The organism is Comamonas sp. 26, assembly GCF_002754475.1.
GTDB lineage: Bacteria > Pseudomonadota > Gammaproteobacteria > Burkholderiales > Burkholderiaceae_C > Comamonas.
The window spans coordinates 584,742-599,400 of the sequence record NZ_PEFL01000001.1; the positions used below are offsets into that span (position 1 = coordinate 584,742).

General features: G+C 60.0%; 14 protein-coding genes. 8 read left to right on the forward strand and 6 right to left on the reverse strand.

Features of this window, described 5'->3' with window-relative positions:
- Nucleotides 1-9: 9 nt before the first annotated feature.
- The 4 genes from CLU84_RS02720 to rpoH all read right to left on the reverse strand — a co-directional run bounded on the left by CLU84_RS02720 (nucleotide 10) and on the right by rpoH (nucleotide 3,947).
- Nucleotides 10-942: a fatty acid desaturase gene (locus tag CLU84_RS02720; RefSeq protein WP_099735826.1), complete on the reverse strand. Its 933-nt coding sequence runs from the start codon at nucleotides 940-942 to the stop codon at nucleotides 10-12.
- Complete coding sequence (locus tag CLU84_RS02725; protein ID WP_099735827.1) at nucleotides 939-1,685, reverse strand: sterol desaturase family protein; 747 nt, start codon at nucleotides 1,683-1,685, stop codon at nucleotides 939-941. Before CLU84_RS02725 ends, CLU84_RS02720 begins: the two co-directional genes overlap by 4 nt.
- 186 nt (nucleotides 1,686-1,871) lie before the next feature.
- On the reverse strand, nucleotides 1,872-2,861 hold the full coding sequence (locus tag CLU84_RS02730) for a tripartite tricarboxylate transporter substrate binding protein (RefSeq protein ID WP_099735828.1): 990 nt from the start codon (nucleotides 2,859-2,861) through the stop codon (nucleotides 1,872-1,874).
- A gap of 141 nt (nucleotides 2,862-3,002) precedes the next feature.
- A complete protein-coding gene (rpoH, locus tag CLU84_RS02735; protein WP_099735829.1) occupies nucleotides 3,003-3,947 on the reverse strand; it encodes an RNA polymerase sigma factor RpoH in 945 nt (314 codons plus the stop codon).
- Nucleotides 3,948-4,272: 325 nt separating this feature from the next.
- On the opposite strand from rpoH, the gene CLU84_RS02740 reads away from it, so the two are divergent.
- Both CLU84_RS02740 and CLU84_RS02745 read left to right on the forward strand, forming a co-directional pair.
- Nucleotides 4,273-4,740 (forward strand): (2Fe-2S)-binding protein, encoded by a 468-nt coding sequence (locus CLU84_RS02740; protein WP_099735830.1) that lies wholly within the window; start codon nucleotides 4,273-4,275, stop codon nucleotides 4,738-4,740.
- The gene (locus CLU84_RS02745; protein ID WP_099737828.1) at nucleotides 4,740-7,034 is read left to right on the forward strand and encodes a xanthine dehydrogenase family protein molybdopterin-binding subunit; all 2,295 of its coding nucleotides are present in this window, start codon (nucleotides 4,740-4,742) and stop codon (nucleotides 7,032-7,034) included. Before CLU84_RS02740 ends, CLU84_RS02745 begins: the two co-directional genes overlap by 1 nt.
- A gap of 98 nt (nucleotides 7,035-7,132) precedes the next feature.
- Here the strand turns inward: CLU84_RS02745 and CLU84_RS02750 are convergent, their stop codons facing one another.
- Nucleotides 7,133-7,342 carry a hypothetical protein gene (locus tag CLU84_RS02750; protein WP_099735831.1) on the reverse strand — a complete coding sequence of 70 codons (210 nt, stop codon included), beginning with the start codon at nucleotides 7,340-7,342 and terminating at the stop codon, nucleotides 7,133-7,135.
- 250 nt (nucleotides 7,343-7,592) lie between these two features.
- Here CLU84_RS02750 and CLU84_RS02755 point away from each other — a divergent pair, with 250 nt between their 5' ends.
- Nucleotides 7,593-8,597 (forward strand): 2-dehydropantoate 2-reductase, encoded by a 1,005-nt coding sequence (locus CLU84_RS02755; RefSeq protein ID WP_099735832.1) that lies wholly within the window; start codon nucleotides 7,593-7,595, stop codon nucleotides 8,595-8,597.
- 42 nt (nucleotides 8,598-8,639) lie between these two features.
- On the forward strand, nucleotides 8,640-8,999 hold the full coding sequence (gene cutA / locus CLU84_RS02760) for a divalent-cation tolerance protein CutA (RefSeq protein ID WP_099735833.1): 360 nt from the start codon (nucleotides 8,640-8,642) through the stop codon (nucleotides 8,997-8,999).
- Between the two features lie 126 nt (nucleotides 9,000-9,125).
- Here cutA and ftsY read toward each other — a convergent pair whose 3' ends face one another.
- Entirely contained in the window at nucleotides 9,126-10,289 is a 1,164-nt protein-coding gene (gene ftsY / locus CLU84_RS02765) for a signal recognition particle-docking protein FtsY (protein ID WP_099735834.1), read from the reverse strand.
- A gap of 28 nt (nucleotides 10,290-10,317) precedes the next feature.
- On the opposite strand from ftsY, the gene CLU84_RS02770 reads away from it, so the two are divergent.
- The 4 genes from CLU84_RS02770 (at nucleotide 10,318) to coaD (ending at nucleotide 14,650) form a co-directional block, all read left to right on the forward strand.
- Nucleotides 10,318-11,787: a pitrilysin family protein gene (locus CLU84_RS02770; protein WP_233209907.1), complete on the forward strand. Its 1,470-nt coding sequence runs from the start codon at nucleotides 10,318-10,320 to the stop codon at nucleotides 11,785-11,787.
- 138 nt (nucleotides 11,788-11,925) lie between these two features.
- Nucleotides 11,926-13,278, forward strand: a complete 1,353-nt coding sequence (locus CLU84_RS02775; protein WP_099735836.1) for a pitrilysin family protein — start codon at nucleotides 11,926-11,928, stop codon at nucleotides 13,276-13,278.
- On the forward strand, nucleotides 13,275-13,985 hold the full coding sequence (gene rsmD, locus CLU84_RS02780) for a 16S rRNA (guanine(966)-N(2))-methyltransferase RsmD (RefSeq protein WP_099735837.1): 711 nt from the start codon (nucleotides 13,275-13,277) through the stop codon (nucleotides 13,983-13,985). The genes CLU84_RS02775 and rsmD overlap by 4 nt, the downstream gene beginning before the upstream one ends.
- A gap of 170 nt (nucleotides 13,986-14,155) precedes the next feature.
- A complete protein-coding gene (gene coaD / locus CLU84_RS02785) occupies nucleotides 14,156-14,650 on the forward strand; it encodes a pantetheine-phosphate adenylyltransferase (RefSeq protein ID WP_099735838.1) in 495 nt (164 codons plus the stop codon).
- Nucleotides 14,651-14,659 lie beyond the last annotated feature (9 nt).

A 14,659-nucleotide genomic window follows, 5' to 3' on the forward strand; every position in this document is an offset into this window, starting at 1 on the left:
CGACAGGTTTTACTTCACATCGTCTGGCGGCATTTGCGGCTGGGTTCTTGCCGCAGGCCAGATCAGACCTAATACAAACACGCGTCCCATATAGGGCAGCAGGCCACCCTCGTTCAATGCGGGCGTAACTCGCTGGCGGTAAATGCGCTCATGCAGCGTGGCCAGATCAGACCAGTGAGCATGCGGGCATTCATGGTGCGCGGTGTGCAGGCCAATATTAAAAAGCAGGGGGTTGACCAGCCCCTCAAAGTTGCGGGCGTAGTTCAGCTCGATACCCGGAGTATTGCGCTGCGCTCTGGACAGCGGCCTGCCATCGGCATGGGCGTGCTGCAGGTAGTTGGTGGCTAGCAGCCAGTGCAGACCATGCAACTGGGGGACGATGATAAAGATCAGCGCCTTTTGCCAGTCCAGCCACAGAAAAAATCCCCAGCTACCCAGCCATAGCGCGTACTGCCCCATGCAATAGCGGAATGCGCCGGGCCAGCGAAGGCGCAGATTGTTCAGCCAGCGAAAGAACATAGGGTACAGCACCACAGCCGCCTGCACGGGGTGGATGAGGTAGCCCCAGAGGTGATTGGTATCACCGCCAAACTCAGGCCGGTAGGTGCGCACCAGATCGCGCGGGCCGTGGCGAAAGCGGTGGTGATTGGCCACATGGGCGGGCCAGAACACAAAGGTGGGGTGGCCTTGTAGCAGGGTCAGCCAGTAGTCGGTGGCGCGGTTCGTCCGGCGGCCCCACCACATGCGCACATGGGTGTGGTTGTGGTGAATGACGCCCACGCCCAGCGTTAAAAACAGCTCAATGCCGTAGAGGATGAGGTTGAAGCCATGCGACCACTGCCACCAGACGATCAGCGGCAGGATGAGCATGTAAAACACGGATTGCCAGTCGCGCCAGTGGCGCAGAGTGGGAAGCAGACGCTGGCCGGGGTGTTGGCTCATTCAGCGGCAGATGCGCGGGTATAGGCGGTCTTGACCTTGGTGCCCATGATCTGATCCATAAAGGGCAGCGCAAAGCCATAGTTGCCCGCAGGCCGTGAATGGTGCAGATGGTGGCGACGGCTTGCTGCCAGAGGGTGCGTGTCAGGCACTTTGGGGAAAAAGTCGTAGTTGGAGTGGCCGATGAGATTGAGGATCAGACTCAGCACCGGCACTGACGCCAGCGACCAGAAGTAGAAATCATGCACAACCATGGGCAGCAAAATAATGTTGCCCAGCATCAGCGCCTCAATCGGGTGAAAGCTGTAGGTGGACCACGGCGTTGTCACAACGGAGCGATGGTGGTCGCCGTGATAGCGCACCAGCTGGCGGGTATGCAGCAGACGGTGGTTGATCCAGAAGTGCACATCGTTCCAGATCAGCAGCACGGCAATCTCCAGTGCAATGCGACCTGCACTGGCATCGGGTGTCAGGTGTGCCCAGCCCAGTTGCAAAAAGCCCCAGGGCACGATCATGCCGAGGCCGAAAACCAGAATCGAATGAAACGACTGACGCCATTCACGCCCTAACTGATCGGGCTTGAGCGGGCGCGTATCGAGTACCTGACCGATGCCAAGTCGAGAAAGCCCGGACGTCAGCATGCTCATGAGCAGGCCGCCCAGCAGATAAATGCCACCGAAAAAAACCAGCCCCAACAGCATGACTTGCCAAGCGTTGAGTTGCGTGAACCAGGTACCAGCGTCCATGAAGGCTCCGTAAACAGCGGGGCAGCCTGATAAAAAATGCGCCCGATGGCATAGCGTAAAAGCATGCCTGTCGAGCGCATGATATCTGAGGCGGTAGTCGCTCTATTTGATACCGAGCGGAGCTTCACCAGAGACGCCTAGCAAAAACCAAGCGTTTAAAACTAGCGCGCCAGGGCCTCCGGCGGCTTATTGCGACGTGATGTGCTGGTCGCGAATGATGGCGCCCAGTGCCTTTACATCCTGCTGAATGCGGTTCTGCAGACCTTCAGGCGAGCTGCCCACAGCTTGCCAACCTTGCATGGAAAGCTTCTGGCGCATTTCAGGCGTGCGCACAATTTCGCTGACGGCAGCGGCCAACTTCTCGACGTGGGCCTTGGGCATGGACTTGGGCGCGGCCACGGCGTTCCAGATTTCCAGATCAAAGTTGTTGACGCCCAGATCCTTGAGGCTGGGCAGGCCGGGAGCCAGCGGGCTGCGGGCGGCAGAAGTCACCGCAATGCCGTGCAGCTTGCCTGCCTGAATCTGCGCCATGGCCAGAGCCGGGGGGAGCATGGACAGCTTCAGGTCGCCGCCCTGAATGGCATTGAAAACCTGTGGGTAGCCGGTATAGGGCACATGCACGGCCTTGATGGCAGAGCGGCTCTTGAGCAGCTCCATGCCCAGATGGCCTACGGTGCCCACGCCTGGGGAGCCGTAGCTCCACTTGTCGCCCGCTTGGGCTGCGGCTTCCATGAAGGCTTTGCCTTGTGGTGCCGATGCGGGAGCCACCAGCACCAGCGGGGCCACGCCAATCAGGCTTACGGGCTGCAAGTCCTTAATGGGGTCATAACGCACGGCGGGATTGAGCATCTTGGCGATGGTCATATTGCCGTTGATCATCACGCTGAAGGTGTAGCCGTCAGCCTTGGCCACGTATTCACCCGCAATATTGCCGCCAGCGCCCACGCGGTTTTCCACGATAACCGTCTGGCCCAGCTTCTTTTCCAGTGGCTCGGCCAGTGCGCGGGCTGTGAGGTCAGGGGAAGAGCCAGCGGGGAAGCCCACAATCAGGTGCAGGGGCTTGTCGGGCCAGTTGTCAGCGGCCATGGCAGCGGGGGCCAGCGTTGCGGCCATCAGGGCGGCCCCGGCGGCGACCAGACTGCGGCGAGACAGATTCTTCAAAGTGCGTGCGTGCATGGCAGGTCTCTTATGTCTTGTTGGTATGAAGATCAGCGCAGATGCCTGTGACACCGACGCCAGAAATGAAAAACCCGGAAATTATCCGGGTTTAGGGTTCAGCATTTCAGCCTTTTTAAGGGCTTTGGCGCAAGTTGGTATTTACGCAAACTCGGCCAGCGCTTTTTTCATCTTTTTCATGGCGGCAACTTCAATCTGGCGAATGCGTTCGGCGCTGACACCATATTCGGCAGCCAGCTCATGCAGCGTCATGCCGCCAGAGCCATCGTCGTTCACCTGCAACCAGCGCTGCTCAACGATACGGCGGCTGCGGTCGTCCAGACCTTCCAGTGCCAGGGCCAGGCCATCGGTTGCCAGATGGTCACGCTGGCGCGACTCGATCATGGCGGTAGGCTCATGGTTAGCGTCGGCCAGATAGGCGATGGGGCCATAGGCCTGCTCGCCATCATCGCTGGGCGAAGGGTCCAGCAGCACGTCGCCACCCGATAGGCGGGTTTCCATCTCCATGACTTCTTCGCGCTTGACGTTGAGCTTGGCCGCTACGGTGTCAATCTCGTGCGAAGTCAGTGTGTCGCGCATCATGGGCTCGTCATCCGCCATGGCAGCGTCAGACTTGAGGTCATTCTTCATCGAGCGCAGGTTGAAGAACAGCTTGCGCTGAGCCTTGGTCGTCGCGACCTTGACCATGCGCCAGTTCTTCAAGATGTACTCGTGGATCTCAGCCTTGATCCAGTGCATGGCGTAGCTGACCAGACGCACGCCCTGATCGGGATCGAAGCGTTTGACAGCCTTCATCAGACCCACGTTACCTTCCTGAATCAGGTCGCCGTGAGGCAGGCCATAACCCAGATACTGGCGCGAGATAGACACGACCAGACGCAGGTGGGACATCACCAGACGCCCAGCGGCGTCCAGATCATTGTTTTCTTTGAGCTTGCGTGCGTATGCCTGCTCTTCCTCAGGGGTGAGCATGGGCAGACGGTTGGCGGCCGAGATATAGGCATCGAGGTTGCCCAGCGGAGGTACCAGCGCCCAGGGGTTAGCGGGTGCCAAGGCTGTAGCAATGGAGCCGGAGGCAGTTGTCATTGCGGGTTTCCTTTCTTCCATAATCTTCATATTAGCACTCTGTTAGAGGGAGTGCTAAGGACAAAGTTCCCGAACCTTTTGCAGGCTCGGTGAATTGGGTTTTGCCGTTGGATTGTTGCAGTGCAGCGTCATTTTCACTGGGGTGAATTTCAATTGCTTATCGATGCATCAATTAGAGCTGTCTGCTTGCAGCTAGAAGGTATGGAAGTGTTTGCTTACGAAGGCTGACAGCATTGTTGCCGGGCTTTAGTGTCTGTTTGATGGGGTCTGTATGCTGCTTTGAGGTTTGATGCAGATCAGATCGCTCCACAAAAAAGGACCCCTGATGACAACTCTTGATATCAACGGACAGCGCCAGTCGGTGGACACGGTGCAGGAGACCCCATTGCTCTGGGTATTGCGCGATGAGCTGGGAATGTGTGGCACCAAGTTTGGTTGCGGCATGGCCTTGTGCGGGGCGTGTACTGTGCATCTCGATGGACAGCCGATTCGCTCCTGCATCACCCCGATCTCGGCCGTCGAAGGCAAACAGGTGGTCACCATCGAGAGCATGGAGTCGGACCGCGTGGGCAAAGTAGTGCAGGCCGCGTGGGTGGAGCTGGGGGTGGCTCAGTGCGGCTACTGCCAGGGCGGGCAGATCATGTCGGCGGTCGGTTTGCTCAAGACCAATGGCAAGCCTACGGACAAGCAGATTGACGAGGCCATGAGCGGCAACATCTGCCGCTGCGGCACCTATCCGCGCATTCGTGCGGCCATCAAGCTGGCAGCGCAGCGCCTGCAGGGAGCTAAATGATGCAAGACAACGCAACATTGCCTGAAATTTCACGTCGCACCCTGCTGCAGAGCAGTGCGGGTCTGGTCTTCAGTCTGGCGGTTACCGCACAAGGCGTGGTCCACGCGCAAGAGGCCAAAAAATACGGTGCCGATTCCATGCCCGGGGGCACGGTCGATGACCCGCTGGTTTTTGTCAGCATTGGGGCCGATGGCATGGTGAGCATCATTGCCCACCGTGCCGAGATGGGCACCGGCGTGCGCACCAGTTTGCCCATGGTGGTGGCCGATGAACTGGAAGCGCGCTGGGACAAGGTGCGCGTGGTTCAAGCGCAGGGCATTGAATCTAAATACGGTAACCAGAACGTGGATGGCTCGCGCAGCGTGCGCCACTTCTTTGCCCCCATGCGCCGCGTGGGCGCAGCGGCCCGTCAGATGCTGGAATCGGCTGCTGCCGCGCGCTGGGGCGTGCCGGTGGAGCAGGTCAAGGCGGTGCAGCACGAGGTCATTCATACCCCCAGCGGCAAGCGCTTCGGCTATGGCGAGCTGGCTGCTGATGCAGCCAAGCAACCGGTGCCAAAAGGTGATGGGTTGCGGCTCAAAAAGCCAGCGGACTTCCGCTACATCGGCAAGGGAAAGCTGGCGGTGGTCGATCTGGCGGACATTGGCAAAGGCAAGGCGGTTTACGGGCAAGACAAGCATCTGCCCGGCATGGTCTATGCCGTGGTCGCCCGCCCGCCGGTGCTGGGTGCCAAGTTGCGCAGTGCCCAAAAAGACAAGGCGCTGGCCGTGCCCGGCGTGAAGGCGCTGGTGGATATTCCTGCGTACAAGGGCGCACCCGCATTCCAGCCGCTGGGCGGCGTGGCCGTGGTGGCGCGCAATACCTGGGCCGCTACCAAGGGGCGCGAGGCGCTGGTGCTGGACTGGGATGAGGGCCCGCACGCCAGTTATGACTCGGCTGCATACCGCAAGCAGCTGGAAAAGTCCGCCAATAGCCCGGGCAAAGTCTTGCGTAGCAACGGCGATCTGGATGCGGCTGTCGAAAAAGCTGGAAACAAGGCGCTGGTCAAGGCAGATTACTACGTGCCGCATTTGGCCCATGCCTCCATGGAGCCGCCTACGGCCACTGCGTTGCTGTCGGCCGACAAAAGCCACTGTGAAATCTGGACTTCGGTGCAGGCACCGGAAGCTGCCAGAGAGCTGGTGGCTGCAGCTCTTGGCTTGAAGATTGAGCAAGTCACGGTGAATGTGCTGCTGCTGGGCGGTGCTTTTGGCCGCAAGTCCAAGCCGGACTTCGCGGTTGAGGCGGCGCTGATTGCCAAGACCATGCCGGGCACGCCCGTCAAAGTGGTGTGGACGCGTGACGATGATATTCAGCACGACTTCTATCACGCAGTGGCAGCTGATCATTTGGAGGCCGCGCTGGATGCCAAGGGCATGCCCCAGACCTGGCTGCACCGCTCGGCAGCGCCCACCATTAGTTCGTTGTTTCAGGAAGGTGCCAAGGGACAGAGCAGCATGGAAATGGGGATGGGGGCTATCAACATGCCCTATCAGATTCCCAATGTGCGCATCGAGACCGGCGAGGTGGAGGCCCATACCCGCATCGGCTGGTTCCGTTCGGTCTACAACATTCCCCATGCATTTGCGGCGCAAAGTTTTATTGCCGAACTGGCCCATCGAGCAGGCAAAGACCATAAGCAATATGCGCTGGAGCTGATTGGCCCGCCGCGCAAGCTCAACCCTGAAAAGGACTTGAGCGATAGCTGGAACTACACCGAATCGCCCACGCTATACCCCTATGACACAGGGCGGCTGCGCGCGGTGATTGAAGCAGCGACACGTGGCGCGCGCTGGGGCCGAAAACTGCCCAAGGGCCATGGCCTGGGGCTGGCTTTCTGCTACAGCTTTATGAGTTATTCCGCCATGGTGGTGGAAGCGGCGGTGGACGATAAAGGCAATGTGAAAGTGATTGCAGTGGATACGGCGCTGGACTGCGGCCCACAGATCAACCCTGAGCGCATTCGCTCGCAGCTGGAAGGTGGCGTCATCATGGGCATGAGCCTGGCCATGAGCAGCGAAATCACCTTTGCCAAGGGCCGCGTTCAGCAAAGCAACTTCCATGACTATGAAGTGCTGCGCCATGTCGATCAGCCACAGACCATTCGGACCCATCTGGTGGGCGGCGGCATGGATGTCCCGCTGGGCGGCGTGGGCGAGCCCCCATTGCCTGCGGTTGCTCCGGCCTTGGCCAATGCCATTTTTGCGGCCACAGGCAAGCGAGTGAGATCGCTGCCGATTCGTCAGGTCACCTGATCGGAGTCTGAATGCTCACTAAAAAAGCCGGCTGGGCAATTTGCCCGCCGGCTTTTTTCATGGTGGCGGTGATTAGTGCATCAACCAATCCACGGAGATCAACCCAGTAATGCGGCCTTGATAGTTTTGACGCCGCTTGCGTTGTCCCACATACCTTCTTCCTGCGCGTCATGAATGGACTGGTTCAGCGCGGTGGCCAGTTGCTCGCGTACCTGAGCGGCATCGGGGCTGGCATTGAGAACGATGCGCAGCGCCGTACTCAGGGTGGTGATCTGGGCGGTCAGATTGATGGTGTTGCTGGAGCTCATGAGGACAGTCCTTGAAAATACAAAAAACAAGGCAGCGGGCTCCCGGCTTGCGGGTCTGTCAGCTGTCAACGGCCTTCAGTTTCTCTCGGGTTGATACTGATGTTCACGTGTCAACAATGCGCAAAGATGCGCCCGCCCGGTGAGAATTAAGTACGCAAAAAGCCTCAAGCGCTTTCTCATCAAGCGCAAGCTGCTCTTGTTTTGAGAGTCTTTGCTGCGCCCGGATAAAACATAAAACTGAGATATGGAGATGAATTTGACCAAGGTATGCATTTTTGGCGCGGGTGCCATTGGCGGCTGGCTGGGTGTGGCGCTGGCCAAGGCAGGGTGTGAACTCAGCGCTGTGGCGCGGGGCCAGACTCTGGCCGCCCTGCAGCAAAACGGTTTGACGCTGGTTCATGGCGATGCGCGCGAGACCGTGGCTGTCAATGCCCAGCAAGACCCTGCTGCGCTGGGTGTGCAGGATGTGGTGGTGATTGCAGTCAAAGCCCCGGCCATGCCAGATGTAGCGCGCCAGATTGCGCCGCTGATAGGCCCGCAAACGCTGGTGCTGACAGCCATGAATGGCGTGCCATGGTGGTTTCTGGCTGGCGGGGTGGATGCCAGCCTGCGCGGCCTGCAGCTCAAGACCGTGGACCCGCAGGGCGAGATTGCGCAGGCCATTCCCACCACGCAGGTGATTGGCTCGGTCGTGCATGCCAGTTGCTCGCTGGATGCGCCCGGCGTGGTGCGCCGCCATTTTGGCAACAGCATCATTGTGGGCGAACCCATGACGCTGCCCGGCGACGAACCTACGCCGCGTCTGCTGGCGCTGGCCGAGCTGCTGCGCGTGGGCGGTCTCGAGGTCAAGGTCTCCAGCAACATCCAGCGCGACGCCTGGTACAAGCTCTGGGGCAATATGACCATGAACCCCGTCAGTGCCATCACCGGGGCGGCGACTGACAAGATTTTGGGCGACGAGCTGGTGCGCAACTTCATTACCGCCGTGATGTTGGAGGCCAAGGAGATTGGCGCCCGTATCGGCCTGCCGATCAGCGACTCGCCGCAAGACCGCCATCAGGTCACGCTCAAGCTGGGTGGCTTCAAGACATCCATGCTGCAGGATGTGGAAGGCGGCAAGCCGGTGGAGCTGGATGCGCTGGTGGGCGCGGTGCGCGAGATGGGCCGCATGTGCGGTATTGCCACGCCGTTTACCGATGCGCTGCTGGGGCTGACCCGGCTGCGGGCACAGCAGCTGGGTTTGTATCCGTTGTAACGCTTGGCGGGCTGGAATGGTCTTGGGCCTAGACTAGGCTGCATGAGCACCCTATCTACCAAGACCGCGTCTTCACCCGAAAGCCATTGGGCCACGCTCTGCGTGGTGACCACCACCGTGGGCCATTCTGGCGAGGCCGAAGACATGGCGCGCGCGCTGGTGGCTGCCAAGGCGGCGGCCTGCGTGCAGACCGAGCGCATTACCTCGTACTACGAATGGGATGGGGTGCTGCAGTCATTGCCAGAGTGGCGACTGGTCTGCAAGACCCTGCCCGAGGCTTTGCAGCGGCTGACCAAGCTGATGCGCGACCAGCACAGCTACGAGGTGCCGCAAATTACGATGCGTACCGAGCGCTGCCTGAGCGACTACGCCAAGTGGCTCAAGCAGCAGGTGCAGGCCTGAATCCTCGGCAGTCATAAAAAAGGAGCGCCTTGCGCGCTCCTTTCATGGGTTTGAGTGCTGAAGAGGCCTGAAATTCATAGGAATCAGGCGCTGCCAGCTATCAAATAGGCATCAATTGCTTCTAGATCAGGACAGCAGAGCCTGCGAGAATTCGCGGGCGCTGAAGGTTTCCAGGTCTTCGATTTTCTCGCCCACACCGATGAAGTAGACGGGAATAGGACGCTCCTGCGCAATCGCGGCCAGCACGCCACCCTTGGCGGTTCCATCCAGCTTGGTCACGATCAGGCCGGTCAGCTGCAGCGCATCGTCAAAGGCGCGCACCTGAGTCAGAGCGTTCTGGCCGGTGTTGCCGTCAATGACCAGCAGCACTTCGTGCGGCGCAGTGCCGTCGGCCTTGTTGACCACGCGCTTGATCTTGCGCAGCTCTTCCATCAGGTGCAGCTGCGTGGGCAGGCGACCGGCGGTATCGACCAGCACCACATCTTTTTTGCGTGCCTTGCCTGCGGAAACGGCATCAAAGCTCACGGCGGCGGGGTCGCCACCTTCTTGGCTGATGATTTCCACGGTGTTGCGGTTGGCCCATACGCCCAGCTGCTCACGGGCAGCGGCGCGGAAGGTGTCTGCGGCGGCCAGCAGTACGGTCTGATCGTTGTCGGCCAGGTGCTTGGTCAGCTTGCCAATCGACGTGGTCTTGCCCGCACCGTTGACGCCGGCAACCATGACCACGGTGGGCTGGTGCTCACCAATGGTCAGTTGCTTTTCAAGTGGCTTGAGCAGGTCGGTCAGGGCATCGGCCAGCAGCGCCTTGACGGCGGCGGGCTCGGTGGTCTTGGTGTCTTTGACGCGGCGTTTCAAGTCTTCCAGCAGGTGCTGGGTGGCTTTGACGCCAGTGTCTGCCATCAGCAGCGCATCTTCTAGCTCTTCATAAAGCGCGTCGTTGATCTGCGTGCCAGTAAAGACGGTGGCGATGCTGGAGCCAGTCTTGCGCAGGCCGGCCTTCAGGCGCTCCATCCAGCTTTGGCGGGAGTTATCCGCTTGCGGCTTTGCGGCAGGCTCGGGGGCTGCTACAAAATCCTGACTGGCTGGTGCTGCTTCGGTATGCTTGTCATCGCCGCCACCAAAGGGCTTGCGCCACCACGAGGCGCTGGCGCTCGCGGCAGGCACCGCAGGCGTATCCTGTGGGTTGGGCTTGGACTCGATAACAGGAGCGGGCGCAGCAGCTGCCGGGGCAGCTGGCGTGGGCTCCACCGCATTGGGCGGGCTGGGCTTTTTCTTGAAAAAACTGAACATTGGCTGGTTTTTAGAATCGCATCATTCTATGAAACATGTACTCGTACTCCCTGCACTGGGCTTAATGGCCTGTTTGAGCGCTGGGGCAGCTTTGGCTGCACCGGGCGCATCGTTAAAACCTGTGCCTGCTGCTGTCGCTGAAGCTGCACCGCTGGTGCAGCAGTTCACGCTGAAAAACGGCATGCAGCTGCTTGTGCAGCCAGACCGGCGCGCACCTACGGCGGTGCACATGGTCTGGGTGCGTGTGGGCTCCATGGACGAGGTCGATGGCACCACGGGCGTGGCCCATGCGCTGGAGCACATGATGTTCAAGGGCTCCAAAACCGTCAAGCCGGGTGATTTCTCGCGCCGCGTGGCGGCTCTGGGCGGTCAGGACAATGCCTTTACCTGGCGCGACTACACCGGCTACTACCAGCAGATTCCATCCAATCGCCTTGAAGATGTGATGAAGCTCGAGTCTGACCGCTTTACCAACAACCTGTGGCCTGATTCTGAGTTCAAGAAGGAAATCGAGGTCATCAAGGAAGAGCGCCGCATGCGCACCGATGACCAGCCGCGTGCCATGCTCATGGAGCAGTTAATGGCAGCCACCTTCATGGCGTCGCCCTATCGCCGCCCCGTGGTGGGCTGGATGAGCGATCTGGATTCCATGACTCCCGCCGATGTACGCGACTTCCACAAGCGCTGGTATGTGCCCGCCAATGCGGCCGTGGTCGTAGTGGGCGATGTGAATGTGAACCAGGTGCGCGCCTGGGCCGAGAAATATTACGGCAGCATGCCAGTCCGTGCGGTGCCGCAGCGCAAGCCGCAACTGGAGCCCACGCAGATTGGTGTGCGCCGCATTGAGGTCAAGCAGCCCGCAGAACAAGCCTTTATCGCCATGGCTTACCGCGCGCCCACCTTGAAGAGCGTGGAAAAAATGGGTGTCGAGGATAGAGAGGCGCTGGCGCTGCTGGTACTTTCTGCTGTGTTGGATGGCTATGACGGCGCCCGTCTGGAGCGCGCGCTGGTGCAAGGCGAAGGCCAGGCCAATGGTCGCGTGGCCGATAGCGCTGGCAGCTCGGCCAGCATCATGGGTCGTGGCCCCAGCCTGTTCATGCTGACGGGCGTGCCCGCCAAGGGCAAGACCGTGGCCGATGTGGAAGCCGCACTGCGTGCCCAGATCAAGAAGATTGCCGACGAGGGTGTGCAGGAAGACGAACTCAAGCGCGTCAAGATTCAGTGGATGGCCTCCAACGTCTACGAGCGCGATTCGGTCATGGGCCAGGCCCAGAACCTGGGCAGCTACTGGATTCAGGGCATGCCGCTGGATGCTGAAGACAAGCTGCTGGCGCAGTTGCAAAAAGTGACTTCTGACGAAGTCAAGGCTGTGGCTGCCAAGTATTTTGGCGATGACCAGCTCACCGTTGGCACCTTGAACCCCCAGCCCCTGCCTGCAGGTGGCAAGCCCCAGCGCCCCATGTCGGGCAAGGCTGATATGGGTGGATCGGTACATTGATGAAACATCCCCTGAGCCGCTGCGCGTCTTCCCCCGAAGGGGGATGCAGCCTTTGCTGCGGGGCGGCCCTTGCTTGGCTGCTCGCGCATGGGGCGCACCCATGTTTACGCAGCGTTGTGGAAAACAGAGGTTGAACACATGAAAACTATGAAAAAGATAGCTGCTGGCGCTTTGGTTGTAAGCGCTGGAATGGGTTTTTTAACTCAATCTGCCTGGGCGCTATTGCCTATTGAGCACTGGACCCAGCCCAGCGGTGCGCAGGTCTGGCTGGTGCAAAGTCCCGGCATTCCCATGGTGGATGTGCAGATGGACTTTGATGCCGGCAGCCGCCGCGATCCGCAAGGCCAGGCCGGTCTGGCTGCTGCCGTGGCCATGATGACATCCAAGGGCATCAAGGCGGCTGGCGATGCGCCTGCGCTGGATGAAAATGCGCTGGGACAGGCCTGGGCCGATCTGGGTGCCAGCTTTGGTGCCAATGCAGGTCGCGACAGCTTTACCTTTGGTCTGCGCAGCTTGACCGTGCCCGATCTGCAACAAAAGGCTGTGGCCCTGGCCGCACGCCAGATGGCTGCGCCCAGCTGGCCCGATGCCGTGTGGCAGCGCGACCGCGAGCGCTGGAGCGCATCGATCAAGGAATCCGATACACGCCCCGGAACGATTGCCTCCAAGGCCTTTCGCAAGGATGTGTTCGGCAACTCGCCCTATGGTTACCAGACCACGGTCGATAGCCTGGCCAAGATCGATGTCTCGGCCATGCAAGCCTTTCACAAGGAGCTGATTAAGGCCTGCCGTGCCAAGGTCAGCGTGGTGGGGGCGGTCAGCCGCGAGCAGGCCGATGCCATGGTTAAGCAGTTGCTGGGCCCGCTACAGGCGACCAACGGCAATGACTGCGCGCCTTTGCCTGCAGTCGCCAAGGTGCAGGACTTGAAGGAAGCCAAAGTGGAGGGCATTCCATTTGAGTCTGCTCAGGCCCAAGTACTGATCGGCCAGCCCGGCATTGCACGCAACAACCCGGACTTTCTGGCGGTGATGGTAGGCAACCATATTCTGGGCGGCGGTGGCTTCACCTCACGCCTGATGGAAGAGGTGCGTGAAAAACGTGGCCTGACCTATGGTGTATCCAGCGACTTCTCGCCCGGCCTTGATCGCGGTGCGTTTGTGATCAGCCTGCAGACCCGCCCTGATCAGGCGGCCGAGGCGCTCAAGGTCTCCCAGGATGTGCTGCGCAAATTCATCGCAGAAGGCCCGACAGAGAAAGAGTTGAAGGCAGCCAAGGATAATCTGGTCGGCGGCTTCGCGCTGCGCATCGACAGCAACCGCAAGCTGCTGGGCAATGTCTCGAACATTGCCTGGAACGGCTTGCCACTTGATTATCTGGAGCACTGGACGGACCGCGTTCAGGCTCTCACCACCAGAGACGTGAAGGACGCCATGCAGCGCATGGTGCAACCCGACCGCATGGTGACCATTACCCTCGGATCTAAGCCATGAGCCGCAGCGCCATCAAACTACACACCCCCGCAGGCCGCAAGGCATTGGACAAGATGATTCACGAGGCCGAGCGCAAGGCCCAGGAGCTGGCTGCGACCAAGCCCGGTCGCCCCGGTGCGGCCAAGGGCGCCGCATCTGCAGGCAAGAGCGTGACTACTGGTGCGGGTGAAATCCGCATCGTCGGCGGCCAGTGGCGCCGCACGCGCTTGACCGTGGCGCAAAAGCCTGGCCTGCGCCCCACGCCTGATCGCGTGCGCGAGACGCTGTTCAACTGGCTGGGCCAGGACCTGACCAACTGGAAATGTCTGGATGCTTTCTCCGGCACAGGCGCTCTGGGTTTTGAAGCTGCATCGCGCGGTGCCACCAGCGTCATCATGAACGAGCAAGACCCGGCCCTGGTCCAGCAACTGCAGCGTCTGCAGCAAAAGCTGGACGCCAAGATGGTGCGCGTGCAGCGTGGCGATGGCCTGAGCTGCCTGAAGACGGCTATCGGCCAGGACCTGATCTTGCTTGACCCGCCTTTTGAGAGCGTTGACCTGTTCGAGCCCTCCGTAAAGGCGGCCATGGCTGCGTTAAATGACGGCGGCTTCATCTATCTGGAAGCGCCCGAGGCCTGGTCTGAAGAGCGCTTGCTGGAGATGGGGCTGGAGCTGTACCGCTATTTGAAAGCGGGTGCGGTACACGCCCACCTGCTGAAAAAGCAATAAACGTCAAAGCATTCGTTTGCTATTGATATAAGAGCTGCTAGCACTGATAAATAAGGCGCTAGCAGCTCTTTTATGCAAAAAAAAGCGCGATTTGATGCTGCATGCATAATGCTTTTGTGCTGCACTGCAGCAGCATCTAAACCCATAAAAAGCCGCAGGAGAGATAAGCCATGAGCCAGAACGTGATTGCCGTTTACCCCGGCACCTTCGATCCGATTACGCTGGGCCATGAAGATGTGGTGCGCCGGGCCACGCAGCTGTTTGGCAAGGTGATCGTGGCGGTGGCGGCCGGTCATCACAAGAAGACATTGTTCACGCTGGACGAGCGCATTGCCATGGTGCGCGAGGCTTGCTCCAGCTATCCGCAGGTTCAGGTTGAAAGCTTTGACGGTTTGCTGGCGCACTTTGTGCTGGCCCGCGGAGCCAAGGCCATGGTGCGTGGCCTGCGCGCGGTGACGGATTTTGACTATGAATTCCAGCTCGCAGGCATGAACCGCACGCTGATGCCCGAGGTGGAAACCGTGTTCCTCACGCCCAGCGACCGCTACCAGTTCATCAGCTCCACCTTTGTGCGCGAGATTGCAACTCTCAATGGTGAGGTGGACAAGTTCGTCTCCAAGGGTGTGCACGAAAAGCTGATGGCCAAGGTGGGCCGCAGCAGCTAAGAATCGTTA